A 16223-nucleotide genomic window follows, 5' to 3' on the forward strand; every position below is an offset into this window, starting at 1 on the left:
GGCCGGGGGTGAGGGCGGCTGCGGCGGCGGAGTGGGCTCCGGGCCGGGAGGCTGCGGGGTCGGGACCGGTGAGGGGTACGGGTCGGGGGGCTGCGGGTCCGGGCCGCCGGGCGTGGGTCCCGGGGGAACGGGCTCGGGGTAAGGGTCGGTCATGGGGTCCTCCGGCCAGTCGGTCGACGTCGGCTCTCGACTAATCCCCCGCGTACCCGACGCCCGTCTCCCCACTCACCCGCCCGTAGGACGGTGAGGGCCCCAAGTGGGCCTGCCGTCAGCCGATGCGTGCCGCCTCCGCGGCCGCGGCCAGGCCCGGCCGGGGGCTCGACAGGACCGGCACCGCGGTCGTCGCCAGGCGTGCGGCCGGGGCCATGGACCCCTGGGCCAGGACGATCGCGTCGGCGTCCGTGACCGTGCCGATCGCGGCGGCGACGAGGCGGGCGCAGCCGTCGGTGTCGCCGGATGCGAAGCGTTCCCAGGCGCCCTCGACGAGCCGGGTCCGTACGCGGACCTCGCGTCCGGCGCGCTGCGCCTCCTCCTCGATCAGGGACGTCGTGGGGCCGAGCGTGCTCTCCACCGTGGCCAGGACCACGATGCGGGGGCCCGCGGCCACCGCCGCGGCGGCCATCGGGCGGTCGGAGCGCAGCACCGGCACTCCGGCGGCGGCCGCCTCCGCGACGGCGCCGAGGGTGGAGCAGGTGCACAGAACGGCCGCGGCGCCCTCGGCGACTGCCGTGTCCAGTACGGCACCCAGCTCGTCCGCCACCGCCTCCGGGCCCTCGCGGCGCGCCCGGTTCAGCAGCTCCTCATGGACGAAGTGCCGTAGTTCCAGGCCCTGGTGGTGCTCGTCGCGCAGGGCGTCGAAGACCGGGACGTGGAGGGGGGAGGTGTGCAGCAGGGCGAGCATGCGGTCGCGGGACCTTTCGCGGGCAGGGCGGTGGACGTGCCGTGCCAGGCTTTCATGCGCCGGGCAGCAGCCGCAGGGCCGTCTCGGCGATCTGGTCGGGGGGTGGTCCCACGTCCAGACGGGCGCCCTGCTCGTCCGGTTCGAGCGGCTCCAGCGCGGCCAGCTGCGAGTCGAGCAGCGCGGCGGGCATGAAGTGGTCCCTGCGGTGGCCGAGCCGTTGCGCCAGCAGCTCGTGACCGGCGGTCAGATGCAGGAAGAAGACGCCCGGGCAGGCCGCCCGCAGGGTGTCCCGGTAGCGCCGCTTGAGCGCCGAGCAGGCGAGGACGCAGCCGGTACCCGCCTCGTCGCGCGCGTGCAGCCAGCGGCCGACGGCCTCCAGCCAGGGCTCGCGGTCCGCGTCGTCGAGGGGCACGCCGGCCGCCATCTTGGCGATGTTGGCGGGCGGATGGGCGTCGTCCGCGTCCGCGAAGGGCAGGTCCAGACGCTTGGCGAGCAGCCGGGCCACCGTGGTCTTGCCGGTGCCTGAGACGCCGATGACCACGATGCACGGGGAGCGGGGCTCGCTGCTGCGGGACATCACGGACCTTTCCTGTCCGCCCGGCCGGTCAGCCGTGCTCCGGTGGGATCGCCGGATCGTGCAGCAGGGCCTCCCGCCGCCGCAGACCGTCCGGGTGCCGCTCGCGCGAGGGCGGTCCGTCGGAGCCGGCCGGGTACTCCTCCAGGGGCACGAGGTCCTTCTCCCAGGCGGACAGGACGGGCTCCAGGAGCCGCCACGCCTCCTCGGCCTCGTCGCCCCGGATGGACAGGGCGGGGTCGCCGCGCAGCACGTCCAGCAGGAGCCGGCCGTAGGCGGGCAGGCCCGGTGGCTCCATCCGCGCGCTCAGCGAGAGCGGCGCGAGCTCGTCGGTGTGGGCGCCGATCCCCGTGAGGTCCATGGCCAGCCCCTCCGGCTCCAGGTTGAAGCGCAGCACGTTGGGCAGCGCCTCCCCGCTGTGCCCGAAAGGCAGATGCGGCACCGGGCGGAAGCGCACCGCGACCTCCTTGCGGTCCGCGCCGAGCGCCTTGCCGCTGCGCAGCCGGAAGGTCGTCCCGGCCCAGCGCCAGCTGTCGAGCTCCAGTTCCACCTCGGCGTACGTCTCCGTGCGGCGCCGCGGGTCCACGCCGTCCTCGTCGACGTAGGCGGGCAGGTCGTGGCCGCCGATCCGGCCGGCGAGATAGCGCGCGCGGCGCGTGCGGCGCACGACGTCGGACTCGGTCAGCATCCGTGCGGAGCGCAGCACGTCGACCTTCCGGTCGCGCAGGTCCCGCTCGCCGAGGGTGACCGGCGGTTCCATGGCCACCAGGCAGAGCAGCTGCAGGAGGTGGTTCTGCAGCATGTCCTTCAGTGCCCCGACGTGGTCGTAGTAGCCGGCCCTGCCCTCCAGGGCCAGCGTCTCGTCCCAGACGATCTCGATCTCGGCGATGTGGGTGCTGTTCCAGATGGGTTCCAGCACCCGGTTGGCCAGGCGGCTGCCCAGGACGTTCTGCACGGTCGTCATGGCCAGGAAGTGGTCGACGCGGAACACCGCCTGCTCCGGTACGAGGTCGGCGAGCAGCCGGTTCAGCTCCTGCGCGCCGGCCAGGTCCTCCCCGAACGGCTTCTCCAGCACGATCCTGCTGCCCGCGGGCAGACCCGCCTCGTGCAGGGCGGTGACCACGGGCGGGAAGAGCGCCGGGGGCAGGGCGAGGTAGACGGCGACGGGTCCCTCGCCCGCGACGGCCGCGGCGACGTCGGCGGGGTCGGTGACGTCGGCCCGGACGTAGCGGGCCGCGGCCGTGATCTCCTCCCTGGCGCCGGCCGGGCTGAAGGTGTCGTGCCGCTCGAACTGCTCGGCGACCCACTGCCGGTACCGCCCGGTGTCCCAGTCCTCCCTGCTCGCGCCGGTCCACTGCAGCCGGTCGCCGAGGTGTCCCGTCGCGTGCAGGGCGGCCAGCGCGGGCAGCAGACAGCGCGCCGTGAGGTCGCCGGTTCCGCCGAGGACGGCCAACCTGCTGATCATCTCCGTCCGCCTGCCGTCGCCCGGGCCAGGTTCACGCCACTGGCGATGACGCCGATGTGGCTGAACGCCTGCGGGAAGTTGCCCATGAACTCTCCTGTCGAGGGGTTGATCTGCTCCGACAGCAGCCCGAGCGGGCTGCTGCGGGCGCACAGCGATGCGTACAGCTCCTCGGCCTCCTCGATCCGGCCCTGCCCGACCAGGTTGTCGACCAGCCAGAAGCTGCACAGCACGAAGGCGCCCTCGTCGCCGGCCAGGCCGTCGGGGGACTCCTCGTGCAGGTAGCGGTAGAGCAGCCCGTCGCCCGCCGACAGCCGCTCGGCGACGGCCTTGGTGGTCGCCACCATCCGCGGGTGACCGGCCGGCATCACCTGGCGCAGCGGGAGGGCGAGCAGGCTCGCGTCCAGGACGCCGCCCCCGTCCAGGTGGGCGCTGAGGGTCTGGGCCCTCTCGTCCCAGGACTGCTCCAGGACGAGCCGGCGCAGTTCCTCGGCCGAGGCCCGCCACTCGGTGATCCGCCCGGGCAGGCCGAGCCGCTCACCGATCTGCGCGGCCCGGTCCAGGGCCACCTGGCACAGCCCGGCGGAGTAGGTGAACACCCGCCCCTCGCTGCGCACTTCCCAGATCCCCTGGTCCGGTTGGCGCCAGGCCTGTTCGGCGGTGTCGGCGAGCCCGGCCAGGCCGGCCCAGAGCACGGGCTGGATCTCACCGCCGGAGCGCAGCCACTGGTGGGCGCAGTCCAGGATCTCGCCGTAGACGTCGTGCTGGCGCTGGTCGGCGGCGCCGTTGCCCCAGCGGACCGGGGCGGAGCGCTGGTAGCCCTCCAGCTCGCCGTCCTCGACCTCGTCCGGTACGAGTCCGCCCCGCAGCCCGTACATGATCCGCGGCCGTCCGCTGTACTCGAAGGCGTCGAGGACCCAGCCGAGGAAGGCGTCGGCCTCGCCGGTGAAGCCGATGCGGCGCAGCGCGAACACGGCGTAGGCCGCGTCGCGGATCCAGGTGTAGCGGTAGTCCCAGTTGCGGATGCCGCCGATGGGGGCGGGCAGGGAGGAGGTGGGGGCCGCGACCAGCGAGCCGTTGGCCCAGTCGTCGCACAGCTTGAGCGTGATCGCGGCCCGTCTGACCAAGGCCTCCTCGGGGCCGCCGTAGGTGAAGTGGCCCATCCAGCGGTGCCAGGCGTCGGCGGTGGTCCGCAGCATGGTGTCGGTGTCGAAGCGGTGGTGGCGGCGGAAGCGGCCCCAGGACAGCACAAGGTCGAGACGATCGCCCTGCCGCAGGTCATGGGTGCTGTGCAGGCCGGTCAGGGGCTGGTTGGAGCGCAGGTGGAGCCGTAGGTCCGGATGCCGGTCGGGGCGCACCTCCAGTCCGCTGAACAGGGCGCGCACCTGGGTGCCGCCGCGCGGCTCCAGCTCCGCCCGCAGGCGGACGCTCCCGTCCAGCACGACCGCCGAGCGCACGAGTTCGGACCGGTCGGCCGGCGCGTCGTCGGTGAGGTCGGCCCCGGAGCGCAGGACCAGCGCGTCCGTGACGCGCACCAGACCGGTGCGGCTGCGCAGTTCGGTCGTCAGGACGCCGGTGTCCGGCTGATAGCGCTGCCGCGCCTCCACCAGGTCCTCCGGCGCCAGGGTGAAATGGCCGCCGCGTGCGTGGTCCAGCAGGCCGCAGAAGAGCGGCTCGGCGTCGAAGCGAGGCAGGCACATCCACGGGATGGAGCCGTCCAGGCCCACCAGGGCGGTGGTCGTTCCGTCCCCGATGAGGCCGAGATCCTCCAGCGGCAGATAGCCGTTCCGCCGGCGCACCGGCCGGAACGGCGGATCGGGATCGTGCATGCCGCCTCACTTCCGCAGCGCCGGGATGCGCCTGGTCTCCGTACGTCCAGGTTCGCGAGGGTGGCGCCGGACCGCGACGCGGCGGGCGGGGCAGTGGTGCGTTCCGGTGACGCCGGGGGGATTACTCCTCGCCGCCCCGGACCACGAGGACCGGGCAGGCGGCGTGCTGGACGCAGTGCTGGCCACCGATCCCAGCAGCAGTCCCGAGAAGCCGCCGAGCCCCCGGCTGCCCACCACCAGCACGGACGCGTCACGCGAGGCGTCGATCAGCACACCGGCGGCGGTGCCGTAGCGGGCCTCGATACGCACCCGGGCCGATTGCGGCGACGGTCCCAGGACCTCTTCCACGGCCTGCGTGAGCTCTCGGCGCGCCTGGGCCTCCAGCGCCGCCTCGTCCGAGCTGGACGGGGGCAGCCAGGCGCGGACGCCGTAGAGGTGCGGGATGTTCCAGGCGGTCACCGCCTCACCACACCGTCGGTCAGCCCGGGCCTGGCCTCCAGCGTCGTGCCGACGGCATCACACGCGCAGTCCGGGCAGATCCAGACGGGGGCGGTGGAGGGAGGAGGCGAGCGCCGGAGAAGAGGGCGACCTGGTGGAAGAGGGGGACGGGGCGGCGGGACGGTGGAGGGAGGGCGACGGGTCGGCAGGGCGCGCCGCCCCCGTCGGTCCGGCCGTCGGCCCGTCGCGCCCCTCAGAAGCGGCCCGGGTGCTCCACCAGCCAGCGCTTCGCCGCACGCAGCAGCTCCGGGTCGGCGGCCGGGGCCTCGTCCGGGTGGCGTTCGGCCCACTTGACGACGTACGGGCACAGCGGGGCGACGACGATGCCCTCGCGTTCGGCGATGGCGTAGAACTCCCGGGCCAGCGAGCCCGCGATGCCCTTCCCCTCGTGGGCCGGCTCGACGATGGTGTGCACGGGGACCAGGGCGCGCGCGGGCGATTCGAGGACGAAGTACTCGATGTGGCCGACGACTTCGCCGTCCGTGCCGTCGCCGGTCGCCTCCAGGCGGCCGTCCGCCCGGTCGTCGCGGATCTCGATCTCGCTCATCGGCACGCTCCTGGTCCGGGGTGGTGAGGGTCAGGCCGGGACGGCCTGCGGGCTGCGCTCCTGGTCCGAGCCCGGCACCGGCTCGGACGGGTCGGCGCCCAGGGCCACGATGCGGTTGTCGCGGTCCACGTGCACGACCCGGGGTTCGAGTGCCCTGGCCTCGGCGTCGGTCACCTGAGCGTAGCTGATGATGATCACGAGATCGTCGGGGTGCACGAGATGGGCGGCGGCGCCGTTGATCCCGATCACACCCGAGCCGCGCTCGCCCTCGATGACGTACGTCTCCAGGCGCGAGCCGTTGGTGATGTCGACGATGTGCACCAGCTCGCCGGGCAGCAGGTCGGCGGCGTCGAGCAGATCGGCGTCGATGGTCACGGAGCCGACGTAGTGCAGATCGGCCTGGGTGACGGTGGCGCGGTGGATCTTGGACTTGAACATGGTTCGAAGCACGAGGACTCCCGATTCGTCTGCTCCCTGCCTGCTGCTGCAGGTCAAGGGCGGTGTTCGGAGGCTACCCCGATTCGCGGGTCCGGTCAGCTGCCGCCAGGTGTGCAAGGACTCACACCGGCCGCACGCGTCGGCGGCGGCCAACTGCCCGTGGTGAACCCGGTCGTGCGTGGCCGCGATCGCATCGAACCCTGCGCGAGGTCTTCACCGCGCAGGGCGGCTGCACTATCTTGCGGCAACGTTCTGCAAGGGATTTCAGCCAGCGGCGCGACAGCCGGCGCCGAGGCTTTCTTCGCACGCCCGCGTCCCGGGAGCCGCCATGACCTCGACACGCCCTGCCCTGCCGCGAAGTCGACGCCGTCTCGCCACCATGACGGCGGCCCTGGTTCTGGCCACGAGCTTCGGCGCCCTGACGGCCCCCGGCCCGTTCACGGCACGCGCGGCGGCGGCGACGGGCGGTGCGCTCGGCGCGCACTACGACGCCGCGGGCACGGCGATCGGCTTCCGGGTCTACTCGTCCCGGGCCACGCGCATCGACCTGTACCTGTACCGCGCCGCATCAGGCAGCCAGGAGGCCGCGGTCGTCCCGCTCACCAAGGACTCCGCCACCGGCGTCTGGTCCGCCGACGTGGCGGTGTCCACCCTCCGGGACCAGTACGGGATCACCGGCGCCGTCTATTACGGCTACCGCGCCTGGGGCCCCAACTGGCCCTACGACCCGGCCTGGACGAAGGGATCGAGCACCGGCTTCATCACCGACGTGGACGCCGCCGGCAACCGCTTCGACCCCAACAAGCTCCTCACCGACCCGTACGCCAGAGAGCTGAGCCACGACCCGGTCACGCCGGGCGGCGCGGTCAGCACGGCCTACGGCACCGGCCCGCAGTACCGCGCCGTGGACGACGGCGCCCTCGCCCCCAAGGGCATCGTGCTGCGCGACGACACCACGAGCACCGGCACCAAGCCCACCCGCGCCCTCAAGGACGACGTCGTCTACGAGGTCCACGTCCGCGGCCTCACCGAGAACGACCCCTCCGTGCCCGCGGCCGAACGCGGCACCTACGCGGGCGCCGCCCGCCAGGCGTCCGGTCTGGCCGCACTCGGCGTCACGGCCGTGGAGTTCCTGCCGGTGCAGGAGACGCAGAACGACGCGAACGACGCCGAGGCGACCTCGACCACCGGGGACAACTACTGGGGCTACTCGACCCTGGACTACTTCGCGCCCGACCGCAGATACGCCTCCGACAAGAGCCCCGGCGGCCCCACCCGCGAGTTCAAGGCGATGGTCAAGGCCTACCACGACGCCGGCATCAAGGTGTTCACGGACGTCGTCTACAACCACACGGGCGAGGGCGGCCCGTGGAACGCGAGCGACAAGAACACCTACAGCCTGCTGTCGCTGCGCGGCCTGGACAATCCCACCTACTACTCGCTGACGTCCGACCTGCAGAGCCCGTGGGACAACACCGGTGTGGGCGGCAACGTCAACACCTACGACCCGGTCACCGGCAGCCTGATCACCGACTCGCTCGGCTACTGGAAGGACTCCCTGGGCGTCGACGGCTTCCGCTTCGACCTCGCGCCCGTCCTCGGAAACACCTGCCGGCACGGCTGCTTCCAGTACAGCCGCACCGACCCCGGCACCGCCCTGAACCGCATCACGGCCCTGATGCCGGCCCGGCCCAAGGGCGGCGGCACCGGCACCGACTGGATCGCCGAACCCTGGGCGCTGGGCAGCGGCACCTATCAGGTGGGCAACTTCCCGGCCGGCTGGTCCGAGTGGAACGACAAGTTCCGTGACGCGCTGCGGCGCAGCCAGAACGCCCTCGGCGTGGAGGACGTCACCCCCGGTGAACTCGCCACCCGCTTCAGCGGATCCTCGGACCTGTACCAGGACGACGGGCGCGCCCCCTACAACTCCATCGACCTCATGGTCGCCCACGACGGGTTCACCCTCGCCGATCTGTACCGGTGCAACGCCAAGAACAACAACCAGCCCTGGCCGTACGGTCCTTCCGACGGCGGCTCGGACCACAACCTCTCCTGGGACCAGGGGGGTGCCGCCGCCGACCAGCGGCGCGCCGCCCGCAACGGCTTCGCGTTCCTGATGCTGTCCGCCGGAACCCCGATGCTGACCGGCGGCGACGAGTACCTGCGCTCCCTGAAGTGCAACAACAACCCTTACAACCTCGACTCCTCGGCCAACTGGCTCACCAAGGACTGGACCGGCGACCAGAGCACCTTCCGCACCTACGTCCAGCGCCTGATCGCCTTCCGCAAGGCGCACCCGGCGCTGCGCCCGGCGGCCTTCTACACGGCCTCCGACACCAATGCCAACGGCATGGGCCAGCTGCAGTGGTTCACTCCCGCCGGCACCACCCCCGAGACCACGTACTGGTCCGACCCGAACAACCACGCCCTCGCCTGGCGCATCGACGGCACCGAGTTCGCGGACCCGGCCGCCGCGCTGTACGTCGGCTACAACGGCTGGTCCGGCGACGTCGACTTCACCCTGCCCTCACCGGGCGCGGGCAAGAACTGGTACCGCGTCACCGACACCTCGACCTGGGCCGAGGGCCCCGACCAGGTCGCGGCCCCCGGCTCCGAGAGCCTTCTCGGCGGCGCCGGCACCGTCTACACGCTCCACGCCCGCGCTACGCTCCTGCTGATCGCCAGATGACCGGCGCTTCAGGGCAGTTGGACGGTGGACAGGGCGCCGGTCGCGACGGTGCTGGGAGCGTGCCCCAGGGCGTTCCAGATCCTGACCTGTACGGTCCCGTCCTTCAGGTCGCAGGACGTGCCGGTCGCGGAGAGCAGTCCGGCCTTGTCCGTGTAGTGCTCCCAGCCGGGGACGGGGTCGGTGGCGAAGTACCGGTAGGTCTCGACGCGGTCCCACGTCCCGCTGCCGGTGCAGTCGTACGACACCTGCAGCTGGATTCCGTTGCCGACGTTCTCCTGGGCGTCGACCGCGAGATCGAACCGGGTGGCCCCGCCGGCGTACTTCATGGTCAGGCCGGTGGCGCGGAAGGTCTGCGGCTTGTACGGAGTGCCGTCGTGGTTGACGCTGTCGGCCGACGCCACGGTCACGCTGTCCGCGGTCCCGGCCGCGCCGGTCAGCGTCCCGCCGGCGCTCAGGTACAACGTGGGTGACGTCCCCGGGTCCCCGGGCGGCGTCGGGGTGGGTGTCGGCGTCGGAGTGGGGCTGGGATCGGGGTCCGTGCCGCCGGGCCCGCCGCCGCCGGTCCAGGTGTGGGCACCGGCCGTGACCGTCCTGCCGGCCGGGACCGGCACGGTGGTTCCGTCGGAGAAGTGCACGGTGGTCTCGGCGCCGGTGGTGTTGGCGGCGACGTAGGTGCGTTCGCCGTCCTTGACGAAGACCGCGGTCAGCGGGCTGTCGGCGGTGACGCCGGTGTCCACGGTGCCGAGGGCGGCGAGGTTGCGGATCCAGTGGAAGGTGTGGGCCTTGCTCTCGCCCTCCTCGGAGGTGAAGGAGCTGTCGGCGCGGAAGTCCGCGAGGGCCGCGTCGCCGTCGCCCAGAGCCAGGTACTCGTACCAGATGTCGGGCCAGATGCCGGGCCGGGTCCTGCCGGCCTGGTCGAGCATCTCCTGGTAATTGGCCTTCACATAGGCCGGGTTGTCACCGAGGTAGAGGTGCCCGCCGGTCACCGGCAGCAGGTTGATGCCCTGGATCTGTTCGGGGGCGCTGGAGAACCAGGTGGAGTAGGCACCGCCGTTGCTCCAGACCATGCCCACCTCCTTGTGCGCGAAGTCGCCCGGGTAGACCTCGTCATGGGTGTCGAACCAGTAGTCCTCGATGGCGGCGGCCTGCGTCGTGTACATGTAGATGCCCGCGTCCCGGACGGCCTTGTTGCCGGTGACGGTGCCCCACTGGATGAGCGCGTTGTCGAAGTTCATCCCCTCGGAAGAGGATTCCTGGTTGTTGCCCGCGGCGAACGAGCCGTGGCCGGAGGCCCAGTCGTGGCCGGCGTAGATGTCGAAGTCCCGCAGATAGGGGAAGCGTTCGTCGCTGCGGTCGTAGTTGTCGGCGTCCCGGACGAGCAGGTCCACCATTCCCCCGTAGTGGTCGGCGTCGGCCCAGGTGGGGTCGAACCTGGCGAGGGTCGCGGCCGCGGCGATGTAGTAGCCGTAGTGGAAGTGGTGATCGTTCAGCTCCTGGTCGGAGCCGTAGGAGGCCGGATAGCCGATCAGGGTGCCCCACTTGTCGTCGTAGTAGAACAGGTGGCCCGTCTTGCCGGGCGACGCGGTGAACCAGTCCGTGAGCTTGGACCTGATCGCGGACAGGGCGGCGTCGCGGACATCGGTGTTGCCGGTCTGGTCGGCGATCTCCGCCAGTCGCGCGGCACGCCCCAGCCCCTTGCCCGTCCAGTACGTGTCGTCGCTCTGCTGGCGGGTCGGGTCGGTCTTCTCGGCGTTCAGGTAGTTCTGGAGCGTCGTCGCGTCGGCGCCGGAGCTGTCGGCGACCCCCGGTATCTCGGGCAGCACCCCGTGGAAGACCATCGCCGTCGAGAAGGACGTGATGCCGGTGAGCACCTTCAGCGGGCCGCGGGAGGAGATGTACGTCTGCGGCAGCGGGCTGCCCTGCGACAGGTGGCGCCACTGGTGGGGCAGCAGAGCCGCGACCGTGCCGGTGGCCGACCCCTCGAAGGCCCTGGTCGTGTAGCGGTAGGTGGTGGTGACCGTGCTGTCCGCCTCGTCGTACCGGTAGGACACGGTGGTGCCGGTGACGTGGTCGTAGGCGTACTTGGCGTACTCGGTCGCGAGTGCGGCCCGGTCGGCGCTCGAGGTGGACGGCGTCGTCGGCAGCACGGCGACGGCGAAGTAGTCCTTGTCCGTCGGCGAGGAGGTGAAGGTCGGACCGTCGACCGACCAGGAGGCACCCGTCGGGGCGAAGGCGACGTAGTCGTGTCCGGCGACCGTGTAGCCGATCGTGGAGCCGGAGTTGGACCAGACGTCCACCGTCGCGCCGGCAGCGGTCTTGATCTGCGCGGCGCCGCCCGTCGCACGGAAGTAGGCGAAGGGCAGGCCCGAGCCGATGGTCGCGCGCAGGGTGTGCGCGCCGTCGCTGAGGTAGGGGCTGACGGTCCAGTCGCTCCAGTCGTCGACCTTCACCTCGGGGGCGGCCAGACCGGAGACGCCGACGACGAAGTCCTCCTTGTAGTCGAAGTGGTACTCGCCCACCCCCTTGCCGCTGCCGGAGATCGTCGGCTTGGTGCTGTAGGAGACCCCCAGCCCTCCGGACTGGGCCCGGAAGCCGAGCGGCTGCGCGAACAGCGGCTCCCCGTAGGCGCAGTTGGTGCGCTTCCACAGGATCGACGACCACCAGTCGTTGGTGGGGACGGCGCCCGCCGGGGCGTCCGCCGTCACCCAGTGGCGGGGGTTGGTGGACAGGTCGGCGCATCCGGAGGGCAGCGGGCCGGGTGCCGTGGTGGTGTAACTGCCGGCGCCCACCGTGTCGGCGCCGGCCGACGCCGAGCCGAACACGGTGAGGACGGTACTGAGGAGGCCGGCGACGGCCAGGAACACGGCGGCCCGCCACCGGGGCGCGGACCACCGCACCGCTCTTAACGGCTGAACTCTGTCACTTGACATCGGTGCACCCTTCAGCAGGAGGGAAAGCGCGCGAACGACAGCGGTACTTTCATTTCCCAGGTCTAGGCCATATGTGACCAGGGCTCTTGCGGCTTGGGAGCGCTCTCAAGCCGGGAAGGCTAAGCATGCCAAGGGTGACCGTCAATACGGTGCGCGAGGATTGTTCGATCCGGCGCCCTGCCGGCGGCCGCTACGCCACCGCCTCCCCGGCCGCCGCGATGTCCGCCACGCCCGCGGACTGCTGCTCGAACTGGGTCTGGTACAGCTCCGCGTACCGGCCGCCCGCCGCGAGCAGTTCCTCGTGCGTGCCCCGCTCCACGATCAGCCCGGCCTCGATCACCAGGATCACGTCCGCCGCCCGCACGGTGGACAGGCGGTGGGCGATGACGACCGCGGTGCGGCCTTCGAGCGCCTCGGTCAGGGCCTCCTGGACGGCCGCCTCGGAGGTGTTGTCGAGGTGGGCGGTGGCCTCGTCGAGGATGACCACGCGCTGGCGGGCCAGCAGCAGACGGGCGATGGTCATGCGCTGGCGCTCACCGCCGGAGAGGCGGTAGCCGCGCTCGCCGACCACCGTCTCCAGGCCGTCCGGCAGGGACCGTACGAGATCGTCGAGGCGGGAGCGGCGCAGCGCGTCCCACAGGTCGGCGTCGGTGGCCTCGGGGGCGGCGAGGAGGAGGTTGGCGCGGACCGAGTCGTGGAAGAGGTGGCCGTCCTGGGTGACCATGCCGAGCGTGGCCCGCAGCGAGGCGGCCGTGAGGTCGCGGACGTCGGTGCCGCCGATGCGGACGGCGCCCTCGTCCACGTCGTACAGGCGCGGCAGCAGTTGCGCGATGGTCGACTTGCCCGCGCCGGAGGAGCCGACGAGGGCGACGGTCTGGCCCGGTTCGGCGCGGAAGGAGATGCCGTGCAGGACCTCGGCGCCGCCGCGGGTGTCGAGCGAGGCGACCTCCTCCAGGGAGGCGAGGGAGACCTTGTCGGCGGACGGGTAGCCGAAGCGGACGGCGTCGAACTCGACGGAGACCGGACCGTCGGGCACGGCCCGCGCGTCCGGCTTCTCCTCGATCAGCGGCTTGAGGTCGAGCACCTCGAAGACGCGCTCGAAGCTGACCAGGGCGCTCATCACCTCGACGCGTGCGCCGGCGAGCGCGGTGAGCGGTGCGTACATGCGGGTCAGCAGCAGCGCGAGTGAGACGACGGCGCCCGGCTGCAGGCTGCCGCGCAGGGCGAACCAGCCGCCGAGGCCGTAGACGAGGGCGAGGGCCAGCGAGGAGACCAGGGTCAGGGCGGTGATGAACACCGACTGGGCGGTCGCGGTCCGCACACCGATCTCGGCGACCCGGCGGGCGCGCGCGGAGAACTCGACGGACTCCTCGTCGGGGCGTCCGAAGAGCTTGACCAGGGTGGCTCCGGGCGCGGAGAACCGCTCGGTCATACGGGTGCCCATGGCCGCGTTCAGCTCGGCCGCCTCCCGCTGCATGCGGGCCATCCGGCTGCCCATGCGCCGGGCGGGCACCACGAAGACCGGGAGCAGCACCAGGGCGAGCAGGGTGATCTGCCAGGACAGGGTGAGCATCACGACGAGCGTCAGCACCAGCGTGACCAGGTTGGTCACCACGCCGGACAGGGTGTTGCTGAAGGCGCGCTGTGCGCCGATGACGTCGTTGTTGAGTCGGGAGACCAGTGCGCCCGTACGTGTGCGTGTGAAGAACGCGACCGGCATCCGCTGCACATGATCGAACACCGCCGTCCGCAGATCGAGGATGAGCCCCTCGCCGAGCGTCGACGAGAGCCTGCGGCCGAGAATGCCCAGGGCCGCCTCGGCGACCGCGATCACCGCGATGAGCAGGGCCAGGCGTACGACCTTGCCCTCGTCGTCGCCCGACACGATCGCGTTCACGACGCGGCCGGCCAGGACGGGCGTCGCGACGGCGAGCAGTGCCGTCACCACCCCGAGCAGCACGAACTGCGCCATACGGGCGCGGTGCGGACGGGCGAAGGCGGCGATACGGCGCAGCGTGGCGCGCGCCACGGGACGCCGTTCCTGCTGGGCGGTCATGACACTGTGCAGCTGTGTCCACGCTGTGGTCTCCATGCTCATGGGAGAAAACGTAGAACCTCGAGCGTTGTTGAGGTCAACACTCCCGCCGCTCCGTCCCCCCGCACGAAGGACTCCATGCCCCTGCCTCCCCACCCGCTGCCCGTCCGTAAGACGCTGTCCGCGATCCCGCAACCCGCAGTTGGCGCGGTGCGGAGAACCTCTCCGGATGTGACCGCGGTTCAACTCCCCCAAGGCCCTCCTCCGGGACGACTCCCCCGTCGCGTCCCGGTCCGCCAGGTCCTGTGCCTGGTTCCGCTCCTGCTGGTCGCCGTCGTCGCCGTGCAGCACCGGTCGGTCCTCGCGGAGGGCTTCGGTCATCTGCGGGCGGCGGAGTGGCCGTGGCTGCTGGCGGCTGCCGGTGCGACCTGTCTGACCTGGGTGGCGGCCGCGTTCACCCGGCAGGGCGCGGTCGTCGACCGGCTGCCCCGGCGGCGGTTGCTGGCCACGCAGTTCGCGGCCGGCTCGGCCAACCACCTGCTGCCGACCGGGCTCGGCGCGGGCGCGGTGAACCTGCGCTTCATGACGGTGTGCGGCATCCCGCTCGCCCGCTCCTCGGCCGCCCTGGCGCTGTATCTGCTGGCGGAGTCGGTCACCCGGGTGGCGCTGCTGATCACGCTGCTGCTCGCCTTCCCCGGCGCGCTGCGCTTCGGCAGCCTGCTGCCTCAGGGCTCGATGGGCCCGCTGCTGCTCACGGCCGCGGCGGTCGCGCTCGGGGCCGCCGCGCTCCTGCTTCTCGTACGACGGCTGCGGGCGGCCGCGCTGTCCTTCCTGCGTACGGCGCTGGGCGAGCTGCGCTCGGTGCACACCCGCCCCTCCCGGGCGCTGGCCCTGTGGGGCGGCTCGCTCGCCTTCCCCGCGCTCCAGGCGGCGGGGCTGGTCCTGGTCGGCCTGTCGCTGGGGCTGCCGGTGCCGCCCGTGCACATGGCCGTGGCGTATCTGGCGGCCACGGTCGCCGTCGCGGTGGTGCCGACGCCGGGCGGGATCGGCTCGGTGGAGGCGGCGCTGATCGTGGCCCTGGTGGCGGCGGGCGCCCCGGCAGCCGTCGCCACGGCCGTCGTCCTCGCCTACCGCATCATCACGGTCTGGCTGCCCTTGGTGCCGGGGGCGCTGACGTTGGGTGCGCTGGTGAGGTTGAAGGTCATCTGAGGCGACGGGGCGTCATCGATCGGCCATCTGAACTGGGCGGGCGTCATTCGGGCACGCGGGCCGATCGTCCCCGGAGAAGCCCCGCCCAGCCTGCCCCCGGGCGGACCCGCTGGGCGCGCCGGTGCGGCTGAAGGTCGTCTGAGGCGACGGGGCTTCACCAGGGCCGGCGGGCACCGTCCCCGCCGGCGCGGCTGACCGTCGTCTGAACCGGCAGGGCGTCATCCGTCAGTCGACCGGACCGGGCGCACGTCACCACCACGGCACGGGGCTCATCGTGCCGCCGGCGCCGGGTGACACGGACGCCGACGCGTCGGTGCGACTGCCGGTCGTCCGGGTCGGCGGCACGTCAGCAATCGGTCGTCCGAAGCGGGCAGGCGTCACCACGGCACGGGGGCGCCGTCTCGGAAGAAGCCGCCGCTCGGGCCGTCGTCGGGCAGTGTGGCCGCCCAGACGATGCCGGCGGCGCCCTCCTCGACGGGCCGGCCGCCGGGGCCGCCCATGTCGGTGGCGACCCAGCCCGGGCAGATCGCGTTCACCAGGATGCGCTGCCCGCCCAGCTCACCCGCGAGCAGTCGGGTCAGCGCGTTGAGCGCGGCCTTGGAGACGCTGTAGGCGGGCGTCCCGCCGCTCATCGACGCCAGCGAACCGCCCTCACTGCTCACCATGACCACCCGCGGATGCGGGCTGCGCCGCAGCAGCGGCAGCAGCGCCTGGGTGACGCGCCAGGCCCCGAACAGGTTGGTGTCCAACGCGCGCCGGACCTCGCCGAGGTCGGCGGAGCGAGCCTGGGCCCAGGTGTCGTAGAGGATGGCGGCGTTGTTGACGACGACGTCCGTGCGCCCGAACTCCCGCGTGACCCACTCCCCCATCGCGGCCACGCTCGCCTCGTCGGCGACGTCGAGCTGTACGGCGGTGACGCGCTCCCCGGCCTGGTCGATGCGCGCGGCCGCGGCCCGCCCCTTGGCGAGGTCGCGGGAGCCGAGGACCACGCGGTGGCCGCGTTCGGCAAGCTGCCGTACCGCCTCGTACCCGATGCCGCGGTTGGCTCCCGTCACGACGGCGACCGGCAGCTGCGCACCCTCGACCGCCATCAGGAACACTCCCTCGTGAG

Annotated in this window: 12 protein-coding genes; 2 read left to right on the forward strand and 10 right to left on the reverse strand. The window is 72.4% G+C overall.

Features of this window, described 5'->3' with window-relative positions; translation table 11 throughout:
- Positions 1-268: 268 nt before the first annotated feature.
- From ACFU97_RS30170 to panD, 7 genes are all read right to left on the reverse strand, one after another.
- Entirely contained in the window at positions 269-901 is a 633-nt protein-coding gene (locus ACFU97_RS30170; protein WP_384262814.1) for an aspartate/glutamate racemase family protein, read from the reverse strand.
- A 52-nt stretch (positions 902-953) separates the two neighbouring features.
- Complete coding sequence (locus ACFU97_RS30175; protein ID WP_384262817.1) at positions 954-1478, reverse strand: gluconokinase; 525 nt, start codon at positions 1476-1478, stop codon at positions 954-956.
- Positions 1479-1506: 28 nt separating this feature from the next.
- Entirely contained in the window at positions 1507-2940 is a 1434-nt protein-coding gene (locus tag ACFU97_RS30180; RefSeq protein ID WP_384262820.1) for a glucose-6-phosphate dehydrogenase, read from the reverse strand.
- Positions 2937-4766: a glycoside hydrolase family 15 protein gene (locus ACFU97_RS30185; protein ID WP_384262822.1), complete on the reverse strand. Its 1830-nt coding sequence runs from the start codon at positions 4764-4766 to the stop codon at positions 2937-2939. The genes ACFU97_RS30180 and ACFU97_RS30185 overlap by 4 nt, the downstream gene beginning before the upstream one ends.
- 6 nt (positions 4767-4772) lie before the next feature.
- The gene (locus ACFU97_RS30190; RefSeq protein ID WP_384262826.1) at positions 4773-5225 is read right to left on the reverse strand and encodes a universal stress protein; all 453 of its coding nucleotides are present in this window, start codon (positions 5223-5225) and stop codon (positions 4773-4775) included.
- Positions 5226-5457: 232 nt separating this feature from the next.
- Positions 5458-5811: a GNAT family N-acetyltransferase gene (locus tag ACFU97_RS30195; RefSeq protein ID WP_384262828.1), complete on the reverse strand. Its 354-nt coding sequence runs from the start codon at positions 5809-5811 to the stop codon at positions 5458-5460.
- Between the two features lie 30 nt (positions 5812-5841).
- Positions 5842-6261 carry an aspartate 1-decarboxylase gene (gene panD / locus ACFU97_RS30200; RefSeq protein WP_384262831.1) on the reverse strand — a complete coding sequence of 140 codons (420 nt, stop codon included), beginning with the start codon at positions 6259-6261 and terminating at the stop codon, positions 5842-5844.
- Positions 6262-6577: 316 nt separating this feature from the next.
- Here panD and ACFU97_RS30205 point away from each other — a divergent pair, with 316 nt between their 5' ends.
- Positions 6578-8938, forward strand: coding sequence for an alpha-amylase family glycosyl hydrolase (locus tag ACFU97_RS30205; protein WP_384262833.1), 2361 nt, complete (start codon positions 6578-6580; stop codon positions 8936-8938).
- An 8-nt stretch (positions 8939-8946) separates the two neighbouring features.
- Here the strand turns inward: ACFU97_RS30205 and ACFU97_RS30210 are convergent, their stop codons facing one another.
- Positions 8947-11802: a glycosyl hydrolase gene (locus tag ACFU97_RS30210; RefSeq protein ID WP_384262836.1), complete on the reverse strand. Its 2856-nt coding sequence runs from the start codon at positions 11800-11802 to the stop codon at positions 8947-8949.
- 256 nt (positions 11803-12058) lie between these two features.
- Positions 12059-13960 (reverse strand): ABC transporter ATP-binding protein, encoded by a 1902-nt coding sequence (locus tag ACFU97_RS30215; protein ID WP_384263026.1) that lies wholly within the window; start codon positions 13958-13960, stop codon positions 12059-12061.
- Between the two features lie 81 nt (positions 13961-14041).
- Between ACFU97_RS30215 and ACFU97_RS30220 the strand changes: the two genes are divergently transcribed.
- Complete coding sequence (locus ACFU97_RS30220; protein WP_384262838.1) at positions 14042-15112, forward strand: YbhN family protein; 1071 nt, start codon at positions 14042-14044, stop codon at positions 15110-15112.
- 377 nt (positions 15113-15489) lie between these two features.
- On the opposite strand, the gene ACFU97_RS30225 is transcribed toward ACFU97_RS30220, so the two are convergent.
- Positions 15490-16203, reverse strand: coding sequence for an SDR family oxidoreductase (locus ACFU97_RS30225; RefSeq protein WP_384262841.1), 714 nt, complete (start codon positions 16201-16203; stop codon positions 15490-15492).
- Positions 16204-16223 lie beyond the last annotated feature (20 nt).

Source organism: Streptomyces sp. NPDC057616 (assembly GCF_042800575.1).
In the GTDB taxonomy this organism is placed as follows: domain Bacteria; phylum Actinomycetota; class Actinomycetes; order Streptomycetales; family Streptomycetaceae; genus Streptomyces.